The organism is Pseudopedobacter saltans DSM 12145, from assembly GCF_000190735.1.
GTDB classification, from domain to species: Bacteria; Bacteroidota; Bacteroidia; order Sphingobacteriales; family Sphingobacteriaceae; genus Pseudopedobacter; species Pseudopedobacter saltans.
This window is the reverse complement of sequence record NC_015177.1, coordinates 2,601,643-2,624,003: the sequence shown is the minus strand read 5'-3', so window position 1 is coordinate 2,624,003 and position 22,361 is coordinate 2,601,643. Positions and strand designations below refer to the sequence as shown.

At 35.6% G+C, this 22,361-nt stretch carries 19 protein-coding genes; 5 read left to right on the top strand and 14 right to left on the bottom strand.

The features are described 5' to 3' along the window. Positions 1–10: 10 nt before the first annotated feature. From PEDSA_RS11250 to trxA, 4 genes are all read right to left on the bottom strand, one after another. The gene (locus PEDSA_RS11250; protein ID WP_013633289.1) at positions 11–487 is read right to left on the bottom strand and encodes a nucleoside deaminase; all 477 of its coding nucleotides are present in this window, start codon (positions 485–487) and stop codon (positions 11–13) included. A 137-nt stretch (positions 488–624) separates the two neighbouring features. Further along, positions 625–1,227 (bottom strand): OmpH family outer membrane protein, encoded by a 603-nt coding sequence (locus PEDSA_RS11245; protein ID WP_013633288.1) that lies wholly within the window; start codon positions 1,225–1,227, stop codon positions 625–627. A 104-nt stretch (positions 1,228–1,331) separates the two neighbouring features. Beyond that, positions 1,332–2,603: an MFS transporter gene (locus tag PEDSA_RS11240; RefSeq protein WP_013633287.1), complete on the bottom strand. Its 1,272-nt coding sequence runs from the start codon at positions 2,601–2,603 to the stop codon at positions 1,332–1,334. 168 nt (positions 2,604–2,771) lie between these two features. Beyond that, positions 2,772–3,092, bottom strand: coding sequence for a thioredoxin (gene trxA, locus PEDSA_RS11235; RefSeq protein ID WP_013633286.1), 321 nt, complete (start codon positions 3,090–3,092; stop codon positions 2,772–2,774). A gap of 240 nt (positions 3,093–3,332) precedes the next feature. On the opposite strand from trxA, the gene PEDSA_RS11230 reads away from it, so the two are divergent. Then, entirely contained in the window at positions 3,333–8,351 is a 5,019-nt protein-coding gene (locus tag PEDSA_RS11230) for a translocation/assembly module TamB domain-containing protein (protein WP_013633285.1), read from the top strand. After that, complete coding sequence (gene tamL, locus PEDSA_RS11225; protein ID WP_013633284.1) at positions 8,348–10,627, top strand: translocation and assembly module lipoprotein TamL; 2,280 nt, start codon at positions 8,348–8,350, stop codon at positions 10,625–10,627. Before PEDSA_RS11230 ends, tamL begins: the two co-directional genes overlap by 4 nt. 51 nt (positions 10,628–10,678) lie before the next feature. Here the strand turns inward: tamL and PEDSA_RS11220 are convergent, their stop codons facing one another. From PEDSA_RS11220 to PEDSA_RS11200, 5 genes are all read right to left on the bottom strand, one after another. Beyond that, the gene (locus PEDSA_RS11220) at positions 10,679–11,056 is read right to left on the bottom strand and encodes a YidH family protein (RefSeq protein ID WP_013633283.1); all 378 of its coding nucleotides are present in this window, start codon (positions 11,054–11,056) and stop codon (positions 10,679–10,681) included. A 114-nt stretch (positions 11,057–11,170) separates the two neighbouring features. Beyond that, entirely contained in the window at positions 11,171–12,253 is a 1,083-nt protein-coding gene (locus tag PEDSA_RS11215) for a hypothetical protein (protein ID WP_013633282.1), read from the bottom strand. Between the two features lie 66 nt (positions 12,254–12,319). Further along, positions 12,320–13,213 carry a class I SAM-dependent methyltransferase gene (locus PEDSA_RS11210; RefSeq protein WP_013633281.1) on the bottom strand — a complete coding sequence of 298 codons (894 nt, stop codon included), beginning with the start codon at positions 13,211–13,213 and terminating at the stop codon, positions 12,320–12,322. A 287-nt stretch (positions 13,214–13,500) separates the two neighbouring features. Beyond that, complete coding sequence (locus PEDSA_RS11205) at positions 13,501–14,247, bottom strand: ABC transporter ATP-binding protein (RefSeq protein ID WP_013633280.1); 747 nt, start codon at positions 14,245–14,247, stop codon at positions 13,501–13,503. Continuing rightward, on the bottom strand, positions 14,244–14,978 hold the full coding sequence (locus PEDSA_RS11200) for an MlaE family ABC transporter permease (RefSeq protein ID WP_013633279.1): 735 nt from the start codon (positions 14,976–14,978) through the stop codon (positions 14,244–14,246). The genes PEDSA_RS11205 and PEDSA_RS11200 overlap by 4 nt, the downstream gene beginning before the upstream one ends. 82 nt (positions 14,979–15,060) lie before the next feature. Here PEDSA_RS11200 and PEDSA_RS11195 point away from each other — a divergent pair, with 82 nt between their 5' ends. The 3 genes from PEDSA_RS11195 to PEDSA_RS11185 all read left to right on the top strand — a co-directional run bounded on the left by PEDSA_RS11195 (position 15,061) and on the right by PEDSA_RS11185 (position 17,423). Beyond that, positions 15,061–15,762, top strand: a complete 702-nt coding sequence (locus tag PEDSA_RS11195; protein ID WP_013633278.1) for an SDR family oxidoreductase — start codon at positions 15,061–15,063, stop codon at positions 15,760–15,762. Between the two features lie 174 nt (positions 15,763–15,936). Further along, positions 15,937–16,461: a PspC domain-containing protein gene (locus PEDSA_RS11190; RefSeq protein ID WP_013633277.1), complete on the top strand. Its 525-nt coding sequence runs from the start codon at positions 15,937–15,939 to the stop codon at positions 16,459–16,461. A gap of 17 nt (positions 16,462–16,478) precedes the next feature. Next, on the top strand, positions 16,479–17,423 hold the full coding sequence (locus tag PEDSA_RS11185) for a LiaF transmembrane domain-containing protein (RefSeq protein WP_013633276.1): 945 nt from the start codon (positions 16,479–16,481) through the stop codon (positions 17,421–17,423). Between the two features lie 310 nt (positions 17,424–17,733). On the opposite strand, the gene PEDSA_RS11180 is transcribed toward PEDSA_RS11185, so the two are convergent. The 5 genes from PEDSA_RS11180 to PEDSA_RS11160 form a co-directional block, all read right to left on the bottom strand. Then, positions 17,734–18,408, bottom strand: a complete 675-nt coding sequence (locus tag PEDSA_RS11180) for a hypothetical protein (protein WP_013633275.1) — start codon at positions 18,406–18,408, stop codon at positions 17,734–17,736. Next, complete coding sequence (locus PEDSA_RS11175) at positions 18,408–19,391, bottom strand: alpha/beta fold hydrolase (protein ID WP_013633274.1); 984 nt, start codon at positions 19,389–19,391, stop codon at positions 18,408–18,410. The genes PEDSA_RS11180 and PEDSA_RS11175 overlap by 1 nt, the downstream gene beginning before the upstream one ends. 88 nt (positions 19,392–19,479) lie before the next feature. Continuing rightward, the gene (locus PEDSA_RS11170; RefSeq protein WP_218916216.1) at positions 19,480–20,313 is read right to left on the bottom strand and encodes a helix-turn-helix domain-containing protein; all 834 of its coding nucleotides are present in this window, start codon (positions 20,311–20,313) and stop codon (positions 19,480–19,482) included. 563 nt (positions 20,314–20,876) lie between these two features. After that, positions 20,877–21,584, bottom strand: coding sequence for a response regulator transcription factor (locus PEDSA_RS11165; protein ID WP_013633272.1), 708 nt, complete (start codon positions 21,582–21,584; stop codon positions 20,877–20,879). A gap of 181 nt (positions 21,585–21,765) precedes the next feature. Beyond that, positions 21,766–22,287 (bottom strand): GNAT family N-acetyltransferase, encoded by a 522-nt coding sequence (locus PEDSA_RS11160; RefSeq protein WP_013633271.1) that lies wholly within the window; start codon positions 22,285–22,287, stop codon positions 21,766–21,768. Positions 22,288–22,361 lie beyond the last annotated feature (74 nt).

Below are 22,361 nucleotides of genomic sequence, written 5' to 3'. Positions count from 1 at the left end.
GAATTCCAAATTAAACTACTCTTTTATTTTTGTCCTTCCAAAGTTTGAAACTGATTAAAGCCTCTTCATGCATATCATGCACTGTATTTAAAGACCTTTTGTTTGGATCTAAAGAGATTTCCTTATAAAGAAATGTGTCATCAAAGCCTGCTTCCGATGCATCTTCTTTGGTGGCTGCATAGTAAAGTTTATCTATTTTTGCCCAATAAATAGCACTTAAGCACATGGGGCAAGGTTCACAGCTTGCATAAATTTCACAGCCTTCCAAAGTGACACTTTTAAGCTCCTGACAGGCTAATCTTATGGCAGCTATTTCAGCGTGTGCAGTAGGATCACAGGTTTTGTTTACTGTATTTCCCGTTGCAGAAATAATCTTCCCATTTTTTACTATAACAGATCCAAAAGGCCCTCCTTTACCTGTTTTTACATTTTCGCTGGCTTTTTCGATCGCCAGATTCATAAATTCCCGTTGTTCTTTGTTAAGCATGCTGTACGTAAGTAAAAATAAAAAATAACAAACAATTTAGTGAATCCGGTTGCAAATCCTCTCACTATGTTACCAATATTTTCAAAACAAAAAAGCCTGACAGGATACTGGCAGGCTTTTTAGATCACTTTTTAAAATTATTTTTGTTCTTTTTTATATTCTTCATTTAATCCCTTGATAACGTCTTTAGTAACATCTAAATTATCATCAGCAAATAGAATAGCACTGTTACCTTTAGAATAGGTTAATACCATTTTATAACCTTTTTCTTTAGCATGCTTTTTTAAATAGTCTGCAACTTTATCATACAGTTTTTCATTTTCCGCAGCTTCTTCATGCGCTAAAGCAGAACCTGCATTTTGCTGATAAGTTTGTAATTCCTGTTGTTTTCTTGCTAGTCTTTCTTCGGTTTGAGCTCTTTGATCCGCACTCATTGTCTGAGCACTTTGTTGATAAGCGGCAACTTCTCTTTGGAAAGCAGCACCTTTGTTTTTTAATTCTGCTTCGGCCTTTTTAGACTTCGCCTCGAATTTTTCTTTTAAAGATTTAAAATACTCGTAGTTATTTAATAAAGAATCAGAGTTTACATATACTATTTGTTCCGTTTCTCTTTTCTCTATTTTAGTCTGGCTACCTGCTTCTTTAGTTGTTCCTTTTTCTCCACTGTTACAACTTACTATAGTTAGGGCTAAAGCGAATCCGCTCGCTGCTTTAGCAATCTTTAAAAGATTTCTGTTCATTCCGTTCTCTAAATATTTAACACAAAGATATACTTTCAACTAAAGTATCCTAATAAAATCAATAAAACCTTTTAAAAAAAATAATTGACTAAAGATCGGTTGTTTTACGCTTCAAACGCTTGTTGTTCAGTTTCAATATTTACTTTTTTGTTTTTTGCCAGAATAGATTTATTAACTCTTGTCATTAAAAAAATGGAGATTGCAGATACTGCCACGACTGTATATCCTACAATGTTATAATGCTCTAAAGGACTGTTTTTATCGTATTGATATACTATTAAACCGGCGATAACCGCTGCAATTCCTCCCGAAACCTGTTGTAAAGAAGCGTTAATGCTCATGAAAGCACCTCTGTCCTGCATCTCCGGAACAGCAGAAATCAATGCCGTGGAGGGAACCATGCGGCTCATAATTCCAATCATCATTAAGATGTTAATACATAACACAAGTAGAAATGGCGTGGCAGATAAATTCGTGTATATTATACAAACAATCATTAGCCACACTGTAGCTACGGCAAACAATTTGTTTTTATCTAGTCTATCACTCAGTTTACCAATCAAAGGCATAATTACAAGCGAACTTAAGCCCGAGGCCATAAATAAAAACGGTAACTGCTCGTGACTTATTTGCAGATTATTCACGGCGAATACGGTTCCATATGGCATCATCATAAAGCCGCCGACAGATAAAACAGCAGTTGTTAGAAAACCTATTCTGTAACTGGATTTTTTCAATGTGTTTGTAAGGTGCTTAAAAGCGTTTTGACTGTGTGTCTGAAGCACTAAATGGGAGGTGACAGGTTTCAGGCGTAAAGCGATCAAAACAGCAATTAAAATAGCAAAACCTGCGATAAATAAGAAGGGAGCCTCCCAGCCAAGTTTATTAGCGATATATAAGCCGATGGGAATTCCAAGAACTTGACTTGCCCCAAAGCCCATTTGAACGAATCCCATTACACGACCTCTTTTTTCCAAAGCAAAAAGGTCGGTTATAATAGCCATAGATATGGAACCAATAACACCTCCAAAAAGACCGGTAATAATTCTTGCAGCTACCAGCGTATAAAAGCTATTGGCTATCCCGCAGAAAATCGTTCCTATAATGAAACCGGAATAGAAAAACAAGAGAAGTTTTTTTCTGTCATATTTATCTGCAAAACCCGCGGTTAACATTCCAGATATTCCAGCGCTAAAAGCATAAGCGGATACGACAACTCCAAAAGAGGAAGCTCCTATATCCATGGATTTGATAAGTAAATCTCCTAAAGGAGACATTACCATAAAGTCTAAAATAACGGTGAACTGACTGATGGCCAGAATAAAAATGACCAATTTCTCGTATCCCGTAAATGATGTATTTGCCTTAGCTTGCATAAAATTATCTTAAAGGTAATATGACCTAGGTTTATCTGTAGATGTTACAACTTGTCGTATCTGATTTTAATAGCAGGCAAAGATAAGTACTTGCAGGCAGGAATATCCAAATAATAAAAAAAGCTACATAAATTTATGTAGCTTTTTTTATCTGTAGTAGTATTATAATTAACCTAATTGGTTATCTAATTTGCCTGCTAATATTGATTTAGGCACAGCGCCAACTTGTTTGTCAACAATTTCTCCATTTTTGAAAACCAGTAAAGTAGGGATGTTTCTGATACCAAACTTAGCTGAAATTTCAGAGTTGTGGTCAACATTTACTTTTCCTACAACAGCTTTTCCTTCGTATTCTTTTGCTAATTCTTCAACAACAGGACCAACCATGCGACAAGGTCCGCACCATTCTGCCCAAAAATCTACCAACACTGGTTTATCTGATTTTAATACTAATTCCTCGAAATTAGCATCGGTAATTTCTAAAGCCATAATATATTCTTATTTAAAAGTTTCGATTTTTTATTCAAATATACGGTTGCAAATGATTTGCCACAAATAGTTTGTGTTGATTTGGGTATAGATACTTATTATAAGATGTTAAAATGACAAACTGGAATAAAGTTTGTTCGCAATACAACCGATATTTATTGATATTAAATATATAAACTAAACCATAATACGATTGTATTATATAAAGGACAGAATACTTATAAATAGAAACTTATACACTTGAATAAATATCTGAAAATAAGCTTAAAGATAATAGCTTGGATCGTTGGGGGTATCGTTGGACTTATATTGGCAATTATTATATTGTTGCAGCTTCCGGCTGTCCAAAACTTTGCAAAAAATAAGGTAGTAAGTTACTTAGAATCTAAAATAAAAACTCCGGTAAGAATAGACCGATTGCAATTGGGACTTCCCAAAAAGTTGGTTTTAAGCGGTGTTTATTTCGAAAGTCAGGAACAGGACACACTATTAGCTGGCGAAAGAATAGGTGTAGACATTAGTTTATTTAAATTGCTGAAAAACCAGGTTGAGATTAACGAAATCGATTTAAAGGGCATAACTGCCAACGTAGTGAGAAACCAGGATTCTGTATTTAATTTCGATTATATTATAAAAGCCTTTGCTTCCGAACAGAAAAAGGAACCTAAACCAGAAGATACTACTTCTACCATGAAGTTTTCGATCGACAAAATTAAGCTGGATAGGGTAAAGATAAAATTCGATGATGCGATAAGTAAAAATGCCCTGAATTTTTATGTAGGCCATTTTGATACCAGAATTAAGAAATTCGATTTAGACCATTTGGATTTTGATGTTCCAAAAATAACTATGAGCGATCTGAATCTGAATCTCAAGCAAGGTATTGTAGGAGAAATTGTTCAAAAATCATCGAAGGCTGTAAACGAAGCAGCTAATAGTCCTATTCTAAAACTAAATTTGGGAGAGCTTGATTTTTCTAAAATTAGGATAGGCTTTGATAATGAAGGAACAAAATTAAATACCAGTTTAGATTTGGGAAAGCTGCTCATCTCTTTCAATAAAATAGATTTAGATGGGCAGGTTATCGATATCCGTGATATCCTAGTTAAGGATCTGAATGGAAATTTAGTATTGGGTAAAATCCTTAAAAATAAAACTGTAGAAGTACCAAAAGATACTATAGGCAATACCAATTGGAGGGCAATTTTAAGTAATGCCGATTTTTCCAATATCAATTTCAGGTTTGATGACCTGAACTCGAAGCCCGTAACCAAAGGCATAGATTATATGCACATGTCCTTAAGTGGGATGAATCTTAAGGCCAAAGACTTTTATTACAGCACCGATACCATCTCAGGAAATATACTCTCTTTCAATGCGGAAGATAAAAGCGGTCTAAAAATTGAAGATTTAAAGGCAGACTTTTTTTATGGGCCAAAGATGGCGTATTTAAAGGGGCTGTATCTGAAAACCCCAAAAACTCTATTAAAGGACGATGTTAAAATAACTTATCCTTCCATCACTTCGATATCTAAAAATATTGGAGAACTGGGCATAGAAGCTTCTTTGAAAGGTAGCCAATTGGGTTTCAAAGATGTATTGTTGTTGGTGCCAGATTTAGCCAATACCAATCCGTTCAAATCAAATCCCAATGTGATTTTAAAAATCAACAGTAGGGTTACAGGTAAGGTAAAAGATCTTAGGATTCCAAGTTTAGAAATAAGTGGGATAGGGACTACAAAAATTGCGGCAAGTGGACGTATTACAGGTTTACCAGATGTAGATAAAGCCAATTTCGATTTGCGTATCAAGAACTTTCAATCCTCGGCTAAAGACCTATATGGATTTGTGCCTCCAAACACAATCCCGAAAAATATTAGTTTACCCAATTATATTAATCTGAAAGGAACGTTTAAAGGAGCTATCAATAACTTCATTACCGACTTAAATGTTGTTACCAGTTATGGAAATGCGAAGTTAAAGGCCAATTTCGACCAAAGGGTAAAAAATAAAGAACGATATAAAGCGTATGCTGTTGCTCAAGGTTTAGATGTCGGTAAATTCATAAAGAATGATTCGATAGGTAAAGTTTCGCTTGTCGCCAATGTGGAAGGTGTGGGTTTAGATCCAAAAACAGCGAATGCTAAAGTGAGTGCAATACTAAATAGTGCTGTTTATAACCGATATGTCTATAAGGATTTAAAATTAGATGGTAATATAAAAAACGGACTTTTTGAGGCCAAAGCAAATATGGATGATCCTAATCTGGATTTTAACTTAAACGCATCGGGAAGTTTCAAAGGCAAATATCAGTCTGTTAAGATGAACATGGTTTTAGATAGTGCCGACTTCAATAAATTGAATCTATATGCCGGTAGTCTAAGGCTAAGAATGAATATGAATGCCGATATAGAAACTGCAGATCCGGATCATCTTAATGGAAGAATTATTTTGAACAAAATACTGGTTGCCCAGGAAAAAGAAAAGTTTATTCTGGATTCCATTTATGTGAGAGCTAAAGCCGATGATACCAGCAATGCCGTATTATTGGCCTCTCCATTTTTAAGAGCAAAAATTAATGGGAAATATAAGTTAACAGAACTTGCTAATGCACTTTCGAATAGCATAGCCAAATATTATGATACCAATCCGACCCAACAAAAAAAGGTAGTTGGAAAACAGTACTTCGATTTTTCGGCACAGCTTAATGGGCATCCTTTCCTGTTCCAATTCGTACCCGACTTGAAAAAATTAGATCCGGTTACTATCAACGGGCGTTACAATAGCGAAGGTGATTCTATTAAGATAGATGGAAAGATCCCGAGAGTTATCTACGGAAGTAATGTCATCGAAAATGGAGTGCTTAAAGTAAACACGCAAAATCAAACTATAAAATATAGCGTGTTAGTTGATGAAATAAAGAGCGGCTCGATTATTTTACCAAAGACAAGTTTAACGGGTGGAGTACAAAACAATATTGTTGATTACAGATTGTCTGTTCAGGATAAGAAGAATAAAGAGCGCTATTTAATAGCTGGAAATGTGGAAGCAAAGAATAATAATACCATCATCAAATTAGATCCGAAAAATCTTAAGCTGAACTACGATTTATGGGAAGTGCCTGAGAATAACAGAATAGAATTTGGAAAAGGTGTTTTTGCCACCGATTTTATTTTAAGTAATAAAGGGCAGGAAATAGCAATTGAATCTAAGGGAAATACTGAAGATTCACCACTTAGGGTAGATTTTAAAAAATTTAATATAGAGACCTTAACTGCAATTATAGATCAGGATTCGCTGAAAATAGGCGGTGTGATAAATGGGAATGTATTGTTAACCGACTTAAGCAGCAAGATGGTTTTTACATCTGACGTTCGGATTTCTGATTTTAATTTCCGGGGAGACACATTGGGCAATATAGAAGTTAAGGTAGATAATAAACAGGCTAATACATTTACAGCAGATGTTGCTATAACTGGAAATGGAAATCAGGCTAACTTAAACGGAACTTATTCGACAGCTAATTCTACTATGGATATGGCGCTGGTAATCCAAAGACTCAATTTAGCTAGTATCCAGGGGTTCTCTTTTGGAAATATGAAAAATTCCGGAGGTTATTTATCGGGAGATTTTAAAATATCCGGAACAACAACTGCACCAAAGGTTTTAGGAGAACTTAAATTTAATGACGGAGCATTTACGCTTACAAAAACCAATACTCATTTCAAATCACTTAATGATAAAATCGATTTTACAGATGAAGGGGTTGTATTTAACAGGTTTAAGTTAACAGACTCGACCAATAATGCTATTACTGTTAACGGTAAGGTGTTAACCAAAACTTATACTGATTTTAAGTTTGACCTCACGATTAATACCAGCAATTTCAAAGTTGTCAGTTCTACTGCAAAAGATAACGATCTGTTTTATGGAGATTTATTTATTGACACTCGTTTAAAAATCACGGGCAATATGGGAAGTCCGGTAGTGGATGGGACTCTGAAAGTTAACAAAGGAACTCAGTTTACGGTAGTATTGCCAACATCAGATCCAAATATTGCAGAACGGGAGGGTATAGTAGAATTTATAGACCAGGACAATATGGATCTGGATAAGGTCTTTGTTGTTCCTGATACTTTGCAAAATACGCAGCTTACGGGTATGGATGTATCAGTAAATATCGAGATCGATAAGGAAGCCATATTAACCATGATTATAGATAAAGGTAATGGCGATTTCGTAAAGGTACAGGGAGACGCCCAACTGAGTGGTGGGATAGATCCATCCGGGAAAATAAATTTGACAGGAAGATATGAGTTGAATGAAGGAAGTTACGAAATGAGTTTCAATTTTATCAATAGAAAGTTTGACATTCAGAAAGGAAGTTCTATCATATGGACCGGGGAACCTATGTCAGCAATAGTAGATATTACAGCTGTTTATGTTGCCAACACTGCACCAATAAATCTGTTGGAAGATCAATTGGTAGAAGAGTCGGAAGCTGTGAAAAATACCTATAAGCAAAAAGTTCCGTTTCAGGTATTGTTGAATATGGACGGTGAGTTATTGAAACCTGATATAACTTTTGATATCAAACTTCCGGATGGAAACTATAACGTTTCAACAGAGATTATCAATAATTCACAAAACAAATTAGATCAGCTAAGACAGCAACCTTCCGAACTAAATAAGCAGGTTTTTGCCCTGCTGTTATTAAACAGGTTTGTTGGAGAGAACCCGTTTGCAAATGACGCCGGAGGCGGAGGCGTAGAATCGATGGTGAGACAAAGCGTTAGTAAAATCCTTTCCGAACAATTGAACAATCTGGCAGGTAATCTTATAGAAGGAGTTGAACTGAATTTTGATTTAGAATCAAGTGAAGACTATAGTACAGGAAGTTTAGAAAACAGAACAGATCTTAATGTGGGAATCACCAAGCGTTTTCTGGACGACCGGTTAAAGGTTACCGTTGGCAGCAATTTTGGTCTGGAAGGTACTAATCAGCCAAACAGAGAAACAAATAATATAGCGGGTGATATTGCTGTTGATTATAAGCTGTCGGCAGATGGCCGTTATATGCTTAGAGCATATAGGAAAAATCAATATGAAGTTGCTTTACAAGGACAGGTTATAGAAACTGGTCTTGGTTTTATTCTCACGATGGATTATAATAAGTTTAGAGAAATTTTTGAAGACCGCCGAGAACGTAGACAGATACGCGCAAGAAATAGACAAGAAAGAAGGAGGGAAGAGCAATGATTAAGTTTAAAGTAATTTATATACTGGCCTTGTCAGGCTTTTTAGTTTCCTCCTGCAGTAATACTAAATATCTGCCCCAAGGCGAAAAACTTTATATAGGTGCCAAAGTAAAAGTAGAAGATGATAGTTTGCACCGTAAAGAAAGAAAAGCACTCGAAGAAAACTTGCAGTCTTTGGTAAGGCCAAAGCCAAATACCTCTATTTTAGGTCTGAGGCCAAAGCTTTTTATATATAATCTGGCAGGAGAACCGAAAAAGGAAAAAGGATTCAGGCATTGGCTCAGGACCAAACTGGGTGAACCTCCGGTGCTGGCCAGTAAAGTAGATGTACAATATAATATCGACCTGTTGCAGAATAGGGTAGAAAACCTGGGCTTTTTTAGAGCAGTAACCGAAGGCGATACAGTGAGTAAAGGAAGAAGGGTTACAGCAAAATATCTTTCCAGACCAGGGCCTCAATACAAAATCAGGAAGGTAGTATTTCCGCAAGATAGTTCACAGATAGCAAAGGTAATCAGAGAAAATACAAGCAAAAGCTTATTAACTGTAGGAGATCCCTATAGTTTGGATATTATCAAGGCCGAAAGAGAGCGGTTAGATGCCAGACTTAAAGAAAATGGATTTTACTACTTTTCTCCAGACTATATTATCGCCAAGGTAGATAGTACTGTAAGTATACATCAGGTAGATATTCTTTTAGAAGTAAAGACGCAAACACCTAAAAAAGCTAAAGAGGTTTATTTTATCAATGATATTTATATCTATCCAAGTTATAGTGCAAATAGAATGTCGCTATCCAGAGGTAGAAATAATGTAAAGGAGTATAAAGGGTTTAAAGTAGTGGAACGTACAACAACTATAAAGCCTCAGGTTTTTGAACGTACTATGTTTTTCGAACCCGGTGATAAATATAACCGTACAGACCATAATCTTTCCTTAAATCGTCTGGTTAGTCTGGGAACATTTAAGTTTGTAAAGAACCAATTTCAGGAAACAGATTCCATATCAAATAAGCTGGATGTTTATTATTATCTAACTCCCAACAAGAAAAAGTCTATCAGGCTGGAGTTGTTGGGAAAAACGAACTCAGCAAACTACCGCGGTACCGAATTAAGTGTAAACTGGTTAAACCGTAATCTGTTAAAAGGTGCGGAGCAACTTACCATAAGTGCATTTGGAGGATTTGAGGTACAGGTGGCTGGTAAAGATAAAGGATACAATGTTTACCGCTATGGAGTAGATGGTAAATTGGTTTTTCCAAGGTTTATTGCGCCCTTCAAATTAAATTCCTCAAGCGCATTTATTCCCAAAACACAAGTTACATTAGGTTACGAAAGTCAAAGAAGGATAAAATTGTATACATTGGAGACTTTTAAGGGATCATTTGGTTATTTGTGGAAAGAGAATATATATAAAGAACACGAATTAAAAGTTACTGAAATCACTTATGTTAACTCTTCAAATGTTACCCAGGAATATCTTGAAAGAGCGGATAACATACCTTCTTTAAAAAGAGTTATAGAAAAGCAATTGATTTTTGGTCCCAGTTATTCATTTACATTTACAAACACCAGTTTGGTAAACAAAACCAATACTTTCTATTATAAGGGCGGACTGGATTTATCGGCAACTATTGTCGGATTGTTTTCAAGAAAAGACAGTGCAACGATTTTGGGTGTTCCTTATAGCGAATATGTGAAAATAGAACAGGATTTGCGTTACTATAGAAGATTGAATGCTAAAAACAGGTGGGCGAATAGACTGTATATCGGTTATGGATTACCTTATGGAAATTCCAGAGAATTACCTTACATAAAGCAATTTTTCTCAGGGGGAACCAACAGTATTAGGGCTTTTAGAGCAAGGTCTATAGGTCCGGGTAGCTTTAGAGCACCTGACAATGCTAACTCTTTTGTGCCAGATTATTCAGGAGATATCAAACTAGAGCTGAATTCAGAAATCAGGTCTAAACTGTTTTCTATTGTGGAGGGAGCTTTGTTTGTAGATGCAGGTAATATTTGGTTGAAAAATAATAATAAAGACATGCCTGGAGCAAAATTTAGTAAGGAATTCTTAAGTGAAATAGCGGTAGGAGTGGGCGCTGGTATTCGTCTTGACTTATCGTTTTTGATTCTAAGGGGAGACTTGGCAATGCCTGTTAGATTACCTTATTTACCGAAAGGCGAACGTTGGGTAATAGATAGAATTGATTTTGGATCTAAGGTATGGCGAAGAGATAATTTGGTTTTTAATCTGGCTATCGGTTATCCGTTCTAAGGCTTTTTATTATAGATAAAAAGATTATTAGGAGTTAATGAAATTCATTTGTTAAGTACTTTCTATTAAATACCAGATTAATAAAGCACTAATCAGGATAAGCCCACATGTTATAACTGTAATCAGAGGATTATTACTGAAGAATTGCTCATGTTCTATTTGTTTCTGAATCTTTTTATAGTTCAAAAAGGCAGTCAGGGCTGTTAAAGAACCCAAAGCAACCAATATAATTCCTATTAAAGATGAAAAACCGTGTTGAGCTGAATGCGGAGTACCACCTAGCATTAACGTTAGCTGCTTGATGAACATTGAAAATTTGACAACAACGAAGCCGAGGCCCATGATACCAATGCTTGTCCTTATCCAGGCAAGAAAAGTACGCTCATTAGCCAAATGATCGTTGGTCTTTTTTTGGGGTTGTTTTTCCATAGATTTTAATACTTGCTATTAATGCAAAATATAACGATTTTTTATGATAACACCACACAAAAACAAAAGGCTATCCAATCTGGATAGCCCTGCATTATTAAATGATTTTATCGTTTACTGGTACTGTATGTAAATTGGCTTAGGAGAAAGCTTCATCAGCTCGTCCGGAGTCATCAGTCTGTTAGGTGCCTTTTTCAAGTCATTCTTATAGAAAAGCTTAAATCCGGTAAATTGTACAGGCTGTTCCCTTATCCAATGACGATAAGTTCCTTTTTTTAATTCAGGCTCGCCCCATCCATCCATATGCATAACCATTTGTACTTCAGGTACCAGTTTAATGTTTTTATAATTAGTAACCATACCTTTAGTAAAACGATGGACAACAAATATTTTAGCAGGGAGATTATTATCCTTTACTAATTTCTGTAAGAATCTTGTACAGTAGTTAATATCTTCTGCATCGTATGTTCCTATTTTAGTCCCCGGTTTATGTCCGGTTTTCATAGAGAACTCAGGATCTATACCTAAATGAACATGAGGTAACTTTAGGTATTTTTCCAGCAAAGGCAATTCCTGTTGTATGGTACTTAAAGAAACCTGTATATCCAGGAACACAATACCGTTGTGCATTTTGGCAATTGTTAGCGCAGAATCAATTTGTTTATCAGGCATTCTGAAACGGTATTTACCGTCTTTTCCGCCATCACCCTGTGCTACTACGGCGATATAGTGGATACCTGGTTGAACAGGAGTTGAAGGATCTGCCTTTTCCCATGCTTTCACCTCTTTATTTAATCTGCTCCACATCTCTTTAGGAGGATATTCTCCCAAAGCGCCCATTTTTTTAGAATATAAATTGCCGTAATAAACAACAACACGTTTGAAAGGCAAAATTGCACCCGGTGCAGGTATAGGCTGTTTAATTACAGGCCATAAACCTGTAGTGTCTCCGTTGGCCAAATTTTTTACAGCATCCCAGTATTTAGCAGAATCTATGGGAGCATAAGTATTTGCACTTACACTTTCTGTAGTTTTAGCTTCTTCAGCCTCCGTGTTTTTAACCGTTTGTGCCGAGTCGGAAGAGTTGGCAGCACCCTTAGTTTTACTTTCCACACCATTGCAGGAAAATAACAATGCGCTTAGAGAAATACTGGCGCATACAATAGATAGTTGTTGTTTATAAGTCATGAAATACATGAATATTTTTTTTGAAATTAATGATATCGTTCAGATAGACAAAATAAAGATATACACATTTGTGAACTATATAGACCTAAATTTGCCAAATACACCCAAAGGAAGATGTATGCCTGAGGTAGCATTTAGGAAAAGTTCTCCAATCTCCAGATTTTTAGCCTCAGGTAATGCACCTTTTATTAAGTTTTCTACAATAACAGAAGAAAAACCCAGAGAATAGGTATTAAGAATAAGGAAATGTTCTTCCGGATCCAAAAGCTTTACTACATCGCTCATCATATCTTTAATATGATCTTCCAGCTTCCACTTTTCGCCTTTAGGACCATGACCATAGGCCGGAGGATCTAAAATAATTCCATTGTATTTTTTTCCTCTTTTAAGCTCTCTTTGAACGAACTTTAAGGCATCTTCTACAACCCAGCGAATATCTTTTAGGTTAGATAATTCCTGATTCTCGTTAGCCCAGGTTACTACCTGTTTGATAGAATCAACATGTGTAGTATCTGCGCCTGCAGCCTTTGCTATTAAAGAGGCTCCGCCTGTATAGGCAAAAAGGTTAAGCACTTTAGGACTCGGTGTTTTAAATTTTTTGACTGTGGAAGAAATATAATCCCAATTTACCGCTTGTTCAGGGAAAATGCCAACATGTTTAAACGACGTCAGAGCCAATCGAAATTTAATCTCAACCTCTTTGTTTTTATAACTTATATGCCAACGGTCTGGTATATTCTTATTTTTTTTCATCCAGTCGCCAGATGTTGCAGAACGACCTTTAAAACGAATATGATATCTTTTCTCCCATTCACTCCCAGGCCAAACTTTAGACCACACTGCCTGAGGTTCGGGCCTGATCAGTACTAAATCTCCAAACCTTTCCAGTTTTTCAAAATCCCCACAATCTAACAATTCGTAATCCTTCCAGTTTTCTGGTGTAAGAGCTTGGATATTTGGTTGATGCATCTCTATATATCTGTTTGATTATAACTGCCTGCCGGACGGGCAGGGGTGTACAAAGATAATACAAAAAACATTAAAAGCCCTGAGTTAGATATTGGAAGACTCAAGTTTGATTACCCATGGTTGATAGCTAGTTTGTCCATTACCCATAGTTGATAGTCAAACTATTTGGCTAACGAACTAATCTTCGTTTAGCAAATTTACTAATGGCTAGTGAACTAATGAACTAACTTTGGTCCATAGCACATCTACTAACGACTAATTCAACTAATTAGCTAACGACTTATGACCTATTTTAGCAACTTTTCCATTAACGGAGACGCAAATACAAAATCATTCAACTCCTGGTTGTCTGTTTTGGTGATTTCCTTATTCGAGCCTTCCCACCATTTTTGTCCCTGATGGAGAAATAAGATTTTTTGACCGATCTCCATTACCGAATTCATATCATGCGTAACCACTACAGTTGTAATTTGATATTCTTCAGTGATTTCTTTAATCAATCCATCGATAACCAAAGAAGTCTTAGGATCTAGGCCGGAGTTAGGTTCATCACAGAACAAATACTTGGGATTCATGACAATCGCCCTTGCTATACCCACCCTTTTTTTCATACCGCCAGAAAGTTCAGCGGGAAACAATTTATTCTTACCCTCCAGGTTTACCCTTTCCAGAACTTCATTTGCTCTTTTCCGTTTTTCCGAACGTTTCAGATTGGTGAACATGTCCAGAGGGAACATCAGGTTCTGTTCAACAGTCATAGAATCAAATAAAGCAGAGTTTTGAAAAAGCATGCCTATTTCTTGTCTGATAGGGATACGTTCCTGCATGGACATCTCTGTGAAATTACGTTCATTATAAAGAACTTTTCCTTTTTCAGGCTGATGTAAACCAACCATGCATTTTAATAAGGTTGTTTTTCCTGAACCAGAACCCCCAATAATCAAATTTGTTACCCCTGGTTCGAACTGAGCGCTAATGCCTTTTAATACATGGTTATCACCAAAAGATTTTTCAATATTCAGAACTTCTATCATAGCATCAACTCAGTAATAATATAATCTGCAGAAAGAATAGCAATACAACTGATCACCACCGTTTTCGTTCCGGCTTTACCTACCTCCAAAGCGCCTCCATTAACATAAAATCCCTGATACGAAGCAACCGAAGTGATAATAAAACCAAAAATAAAAGCTTTTACTCCAGCGACAGCCATAGTGTAAGGAATAAAACCGGTTGTAATTCCCTGTATATAATCGGACGAAGATACCACGCCCGATGCTACACCTCCGACATATCCTCCTAATAAAGCGAGAAATATAGAGATATATACCAAGATCGGGATCATGGTGATTCCTGCTATAATTTTAGGAAGAATCAGGTACCCCGGTGCATTGATGCCCATAATTTCCAGTGCATCAATTTGTTCAGTAACACGCATTGTTCCAATTTCTGAAGAAATAGAGGAACCAATTTTTCCGGCAAGAACCAGGGCACAAATAGTTGGGCTAAGTTCTAAAATGGCCGAGTCTCTGTTTACAGAACCTACAATGGTTTTTGGAATAAAATCACTAACCAGCTGGAAAGCAATCTGAAGTGTCATAACCGCCCCAACGAATACCGATATAATCGAAATTAAGGCCAAAGAACCAATACCAATGTAAACCATTTCTTTGGCGATTTCTTTCCAATAAAGACTAAACTTTTCTGGTTTCCTGAAAACTGCTTTTAATAATAAGATGTACTTTCCGAAGTAGCTAAAAAACATTCTGTATTTTTTTGATAAAAATAAGCTTTTTTGTTCATGCAATAATTAAACCTAAATTAACATATTAGAACAAAATTTTGCGATGAATATAATAATAACTGGAGCAAGTAAAGGAATGGGGCGGGCAATAGCCAGATTGTTAGCTACCAAAGGAGTTAATTTAGCCTTATGCTCAAGAAATTACAACGAACTTTCGGTGTTAAAGGCCGAACTCCTGGCTAATTATCCAGCAACCAATGTATTTATACAATCTGTAGATTGCGCAGACAAGCAAGCGGTAATTTCCTTTGCCGAAGATTCTTTGGCGCAATTTGGCTATATAGATGTATTGATAAATAATGTCGGGATTTTTAAACCGGCCAATATCCTTGATGAAGATGATGACGCCCTGCAAAACCACATGAACATAAATCTTTATGCACCCTATTATTTATATAAAAAGATAGGTAAAAGTATGAAAGAACGTAAATCAGGCACTATTATTAATATATGTTCTATAGCGAGTAAAGAAATAATTGTTGGAGCCGGATCTTATTGTGTAACAAAAGCTGCTTTGCTAAGTCTTAATAATATCATGAGGGAAGAATTAAAAGCACATGATGTAAAAGTAACCGCAATATTGCCCGGATCTACTTTGACGAGCTCTTGGGAAGGAACAACAATACCACCGCAAGAGTTTGTTCAAGAAGAGGATATAGCGGAAGCAGTAAATACGGTTTTAACGTTGAGTAAGGGAGCAAACATTGATGAGATTATAATAAAACCCTTACATGGACAGGTTTAAATTGGATATAAGATTTTAGATAAGAGTATTGAGTAAAGGGAATTGAGTATTTAGACTGGGTTTGATTAGCTTATTGATTCATTAGTTTAATTAGTCTCTAGTAGATTTTACCATGAACAACTAATCCGACTTTCCGGCTTTAAACTAAAAATAGTATATCGTAAATAGAAAGATATGACAAAGAAATTAACAAGAAACACAAGAGATAAAGTAATAGCTGGTGTTTCATCAGGTTTGGCAGATTATTTTCAATTAGATGTTATCTGGGTAAGAATCGCCTTTGTTTTGGCAACATTTTTTGGCGGTACAGGTTTATGGATTTATATTATCCTGTGGATAGCGATACCAGAGAATAGAACTGTAGTATTTTCTTTTAGTGGAGAAGAACCACCAACGCCCGAGGATAAGTTTGCCGGGGAAAAGTTGAAAATCAAAGAAGAGCGAAATTTTAATGGCAAATTAATAGGAGGTTCGTTGTTAATAGCCTTTGGAAGTTACTTCTTGCTGGAAGAATTTGATCTGTTGCCTAGGTGGTTTTCTTTAGATAAGCTTTGGCCATTGATATTTATCGGTATAGGCTTATTCATAATCTTTAAGACAGTAAGAAAAGAAAATGCTATGGCCGATAAAGGGCAGGAAAAGAATCCGGTGGTCGAGGTAGAAGAAGACAAAAAGGAAGACGAAAACACGAGTTTTTAAAATTAATTTTTAAGAATATGAAAGCAGGGAAGATATTTTGGGGGATAATTCTGGTTTACTTAGGAATACTGGTATTGCTCAATAATTTCAATATCATAGACTTTAGTTGGAGAATGGTTTGGAAATTTTGGCCGGTACTTTTAATTATTTGGGGCATAGATATCCTGATTTCCAGAGAAAATACAAGAAAAGCAACAATATTGGTAGGTCTGGTTACCTGCTTTGGATTAGGGCTGTTGACCTACTTCGGGATAAAAGAAAGCAGAAACGACTCAGGACATGCCTACAGCTGGGGAGAAGGGTACGATGACGGCTTAGACAATGTGCAGGGAGACGGAAAAGTATTTATAGAAGATTATACTGCCAACATCAAAAACGGAAAGGTGACAATAAGTGGAGGCGCAGGCGATTTCAATTTGAAAGATACCACCAATAAATTAATGGAAGTAAGGGTGGATAAAGGCGATGGCAATTACATGTTGAAAAGAACAGATAACGATTCGACAGTTAACCTGAGTTTTCATGCGAAGCATGAAAAAGGGATTTCCTTGCCAAGTAACAAAGTACACGATGTTAAAATGTTTCTCAATCGAAATCCTGTGTGGGATGTGGATGTTAAAGTAGGCGCAGCAGATGTAAATCTTGATTTAAGCCCGTTTAAAATTAAGGATCTGGTATTCTCCGGTGGAGCTGCAGATGTTGAAATAAAACTTGGAAGCCTCAATCAACATCAAAATGTAGTTGTAGAGACGGGTGTTTCCAGCGTAGAAATAAAAGTGCCAAACAGTGTAGGTTGTAAAATAGTAAACCAGTCGGGGTTATCTTCAAAAACTTTTGAAGGTTTCATCCAAAAAGGATCGGGTACTTACGAAACCAGTAATTACATTACAGCAACCAAGAAAATAGACATCCTGTTAAAAACAGGAATCAGCGATTTGAAAGTGAAAAGATATCAGGATTAATACCTGAGTAATATTTAGTTAAAAGGCGACTCAACTTGTGCGCCTTTTGATTTTTTACTTAAATTGAAGTCGGCCAACAAAAGATTGTGATTTCTTATACAGTCTTATCTTCAAACATTTCAAAAGTCCGTAAAACTCCGTTCATGCTTCGATACGGATTTCAAAAATCAAATGAAAAACCGTCACACTTCAATTTAAAAGATGGCAAATAAGGTAATTTTAATGCAGCTGATAATGAAATCATGAATAACAAAATGATATACTTTTAGAAAGTACCTCGGTAGAGCCAAATAAGGGAGTTCATCTGTAATTATTTGGCTATAATTCTAAAATTGTAACCCAATTCAAAGTAATAAGGTATCAATGGTATAGTTTTAAAGTCTTGATTTATAGTTTTTCCTATTCCCAAAGTAAGATCTTGTCTATTGAAGGAATAACCAATCTGAACACCATAAGAAAAATTGCCGCCAGAAGACGGTTCATCCCAGCCATCTTTTACATCATTATAGATATATTGTCTAAAACTATTTGAATGCTTAAAATGGGTAAGAATTGCTTTATCGAAACCAAGCTGACCTGCAACAAACCATTTGGATCGATAATAGCCAAAGCTGCTCCCTAGTTCTGTTCCGAAATTTTGTAGCCGGACTAATGGACTTTCGTATCTTCTATAAATTGCTTGCATTTTACCAATAATTTGAAAATAATCCATTTTAAACAATGGAAGTTGAGCACCAATTTTTGTTTTGAAATCATCCAATAGCTTTTCACCGAATGGTGCAGACAGCGAAGAGTTTAATATTATGGGAAATTTTGAGCTTGGCTGATAGGTGTAACTTAATCCATATCCTAATCCATAATCCCAACCTATATTTGTTGAAATTATATGCTTTTGCTTGGTGTTTAAATTTCTCCAGTTGATAGTTTGTCCAAAAGTTATTGATGTCAATAACATAAGTGAAATGAATAATAGATAGTTTTTCATTAGTTTAAAGATTGCAGGTAAGTTAATACGTTTGGATAAACCAAGTCCCATTTAAAATAAAGCATTTCATGCCCGGTTTGGTCTATTCGGACAATCTTAGCATTTGAAAAAAAGTTTGCTTCTTTCTGGGCGAAGGCCAGACCGTAACATTTATTGTTTTCTCCATAAAGGAACAATGTTTGGATAGAATAATGCTTTAAATTAGTTGTGAAGTCGAATCCTTCTTTTTCGGAAATATCTACGAATGCGTTTAGCGCTACAGCACCATTTCTCCAAAAAGGTGAAGGCCCTTCTATTCCTTCAGTATTATCTTTAACATAAGAAAAACTGGATGATAGTGCCGATTTATAATCCAAGATCTCATGTTCCGTTCCCGTTAAAAACTGATCATAGTACATTACATCGTTTGTTACTTCGGCAAATAATTCAATTTGTCGGCTAGATTGCCCATATTCGTCCAGTAGTGTTTTGTTGAAACCACCAGCTTCTGCGAAAATGGCCCCGCTGATTCTTTCTGGATAGGTATTAATATAAGCTGCGGCAATCATCGCTCCCCAGGAATGTCCAAACAGAAATACTTTTTGATTTTCAGTGCTTCGGTAATGCTGAATTACGGCAGTTAAATCGTCTAAAACCAATTGGACGGAATAAATGTTTTTTGGATGTCTTTGCGATAAGCCAGAACCCCGCTGGTCGTAAAAAATCACATAATAACCATCATTGGCCAACTGTTTCACTTGAAGTGCATTTCGGTAATCACCACCTGGTCCCCCGTGTAAAAATATAAGTATAGGATCTGTTGGATTGCCAAAAGCTTCGGAGTGCAGTTTAGTATTGTTTACAGATATGTGTGGGAGTTCGGGGTTTTCATCGACCGTTTTTGGAACCAGGTTTCCTGTCTGATTCATGTTGATTTCATTTTCGCAGCTTGTTAAAAGAAATGTACTGCAAGACATCATTAAGAAGAATAACTGACTTTTCATTGCATATGTATTTATGCAAAAGTCAGTATACAAGATTTGTTAATCGTTCCAAAATGAAAGATGGAACTAAATTTTTGATGAAATTTTATTAAAAGCTTGTTGTTCTCGCGTTCAACTGTAACAGATTAATATCTTGCTGTTTTAGATATTCCGAAGGAGATAAGCCTGTCACTTTTTTGAAATTTCTGTTAAAGGAAGTTTTGGAATTGAATCCACAATCAAAAGCAATAGAAAGTAAAGTGAATTTTTGGTTTTCTGGAAGTAATATCGCTTGTTTAAATGCTTCGACCCGATGTGCGTTGATATAATCGAAAAAGTTTCTTTGCTCTATAGAATTGATTACTTGTGATAGCGTATTAGGGTGTACATGTACTTGCTGAGCCAAATCAAGGAGAGTTAGTTCTGGATTTGAGTAAGGTCTTTCTGCCAGCATCAGTTCGCATAAAGTACCATGAATAGCCTGCATCTGGTTATCTGTTAAATTCGATTTTTCATATTTCGCTTTTTCTGGGGAGAGTTCTTGAATGTAAAAATCGCTTGTAGTAGGTTTGTTATTATTTAGTTGCCTGTTACTGAAAATTCCTACCTGTTTAATCCCAAAATAGCCAATAAATAAAATATATAATACAATTGCGGTATATACCTGTGTATCCGTACCAAAAACAACAGTGAACCAAATAAAAACAGAACCCCAAATCAAGTAGCGTAACCAAGTCAGATTTATTTTTTCATTGAATGAGAAACGGTCCGAAATATTTCTTTGATGCTTATGTAACTTTTGAAGAGAAAATAAAGAATAGCCAGTTCCGGACAGGATAATTGCAAAATATAAGAAAGCTAATGAAAATTCATATCCGGCTCCTTCGTTTCTGTATATCTCAATTTTTTTATCTGATGGTAAGATAAAAAAAGAAGAAAACATTGCGATTACAATAAGGATTGGAATGAAATGCAGTAAAATATTCTTTTTAAGCGGGTATGATTGTGTTAAAGCCTTTACATATAAAAATAAAAACGGACCATGTGCTAACGGTAATGGGAGCTCAATTCCTAACAAAAATGGGAATTCTAAGTATTGTTTCGTAATGAAAAGATAAAATAAGGAAAGATGCACACCTGAGAAAAATAACCAAACAGCCAAAATATTATCAGCTTGGCTTTTATCTTTTTTACCCCAGAGTATAAAGACCAAAAAAAATGAAATAATAATGCCAACCAAATACAACATACTGAGGTCTTAAAGGTATCTTTATAGATACCAAACATACATAATATCTCAACTAGTTAATAATATTATCGTTTGGATAGTGACGATTTTACTGTTGCAGATCTAACATCTTCATTACATTATTCTTTAAAAAGTAAATATTGATGAATGTGTACAGAGATGTCTCGCTTTAATCTTTTTTTGTACAAACGCAAAGAAAATGCAAATAAAGAGTCCTTGAACCAGAGATATTGTAATCTATAAAATAGCTTTGATTATTAATATTTAACCAGATCAAACGCAATAGCGAAGCGAACAAGATGCGCAAAAGATTTCATGCCAAGTTTTTTGACTATGTTTTTTCGATGTGTAATAACTGTATTGGCAGAGATAAAAAGCATATCCGCAATTTCTGGTGAAGATTTACCATCGCTTAATAAGCTGATAATTTCTTTTTCTCTTTTGGTAAGTTTTGCAAAGTTTGGATAATGCTGGCGGATATAGTTATCCTGGTCCAAAACTCTGCCGAACCTTTTAACAAGATTATCGATTCCTGCAATTGGACAGGAAATAAGCATAAGCTTATGAAGCAATTCTTGCTGAGTTTGTAATTTTATGATCCTACTCATGGTGTAAAACCACGTATAATCGATTTCTTTGTGTAGTTTAACTTGTTGAAAGAAGTTATGCTGTTTACTGAAATCGCCTTCTAACAAATAACCCGACATTCCTTTTAAGATTGCATTGGATTCTTCTTTAATGAAGTAGCGTTCGTAATAAGCTTCCCCCAGTTCATTAACTTCTTCCACAGAAGTACCGAGACGTTCGCATCCCCAATTATTCATGTAACTACAACAGACAGGTTGGAGATTTTCCAGATCATGTAACATCACTGAAACAGGCAGAAGCTCCCCTATATCAGCTATACCTATATCCCCTTTTTTTAGACTGTTAGCAAGATGGTGAAGTTGTAAATCTAGTTCCATATGATAAACATAAGTCTGGTTTATAACTCATCAACAGATATTTTTCGTTTAGCGACGAGAATTTCTTAGTTATAATCTGCAAAATTATTCTAAATTAACGGTTTATGAGAAGATTGCCTAATTAATTCTCTTATTAGAGATTTACAAGGGTCTGGTCATTATTTATAGGGTCGCCCATACTTCAGGCCAAAATTTTCTCAAAAGCCTTTCTTGCACCACCTCTGAAATAGACTTCGCCACAATAGGTATAATCTAATTTTTCGAAAACACGCAGCATGCCAATATTATCATAATTGGTATCCACTTTTATGCTATAGATATCTTTTTCTTTGCAAAATTTCTCTATTTCCTGCATAATCCACGTGGCCAGACCTTTTACAGGATTTTCCTGTGATACAGCTAAACGATGAATCACTGCATAAGGTGTTTCCGGTGAACTAAGCCATTTTCCTTCGATATTTTCATAAGCCGGTTCAATATCGAATATCAGTGCTATATAAGCCACAATCTCTTTTTTTTCGTTTAAACAAACATATCCATATCCGTTTTCAATATCATTTTTAATAATATTTTCATTAGGATAGCCGTCTTGCCATTGTTTACTACCTTCCAGTTTTCTTTTTTTAATTGCCTGTTTTAGAATGTGCCATATAGAAGAAGAATAGATATGATCTGCTTTCGTGAGTGTATATTTTTCGAACATATTGAGTATCTGTGAGCTTGAAACTCAAAATTAACAAATTCAGGAAGGTAAAACTCAGATTATGGTTGTAAAGT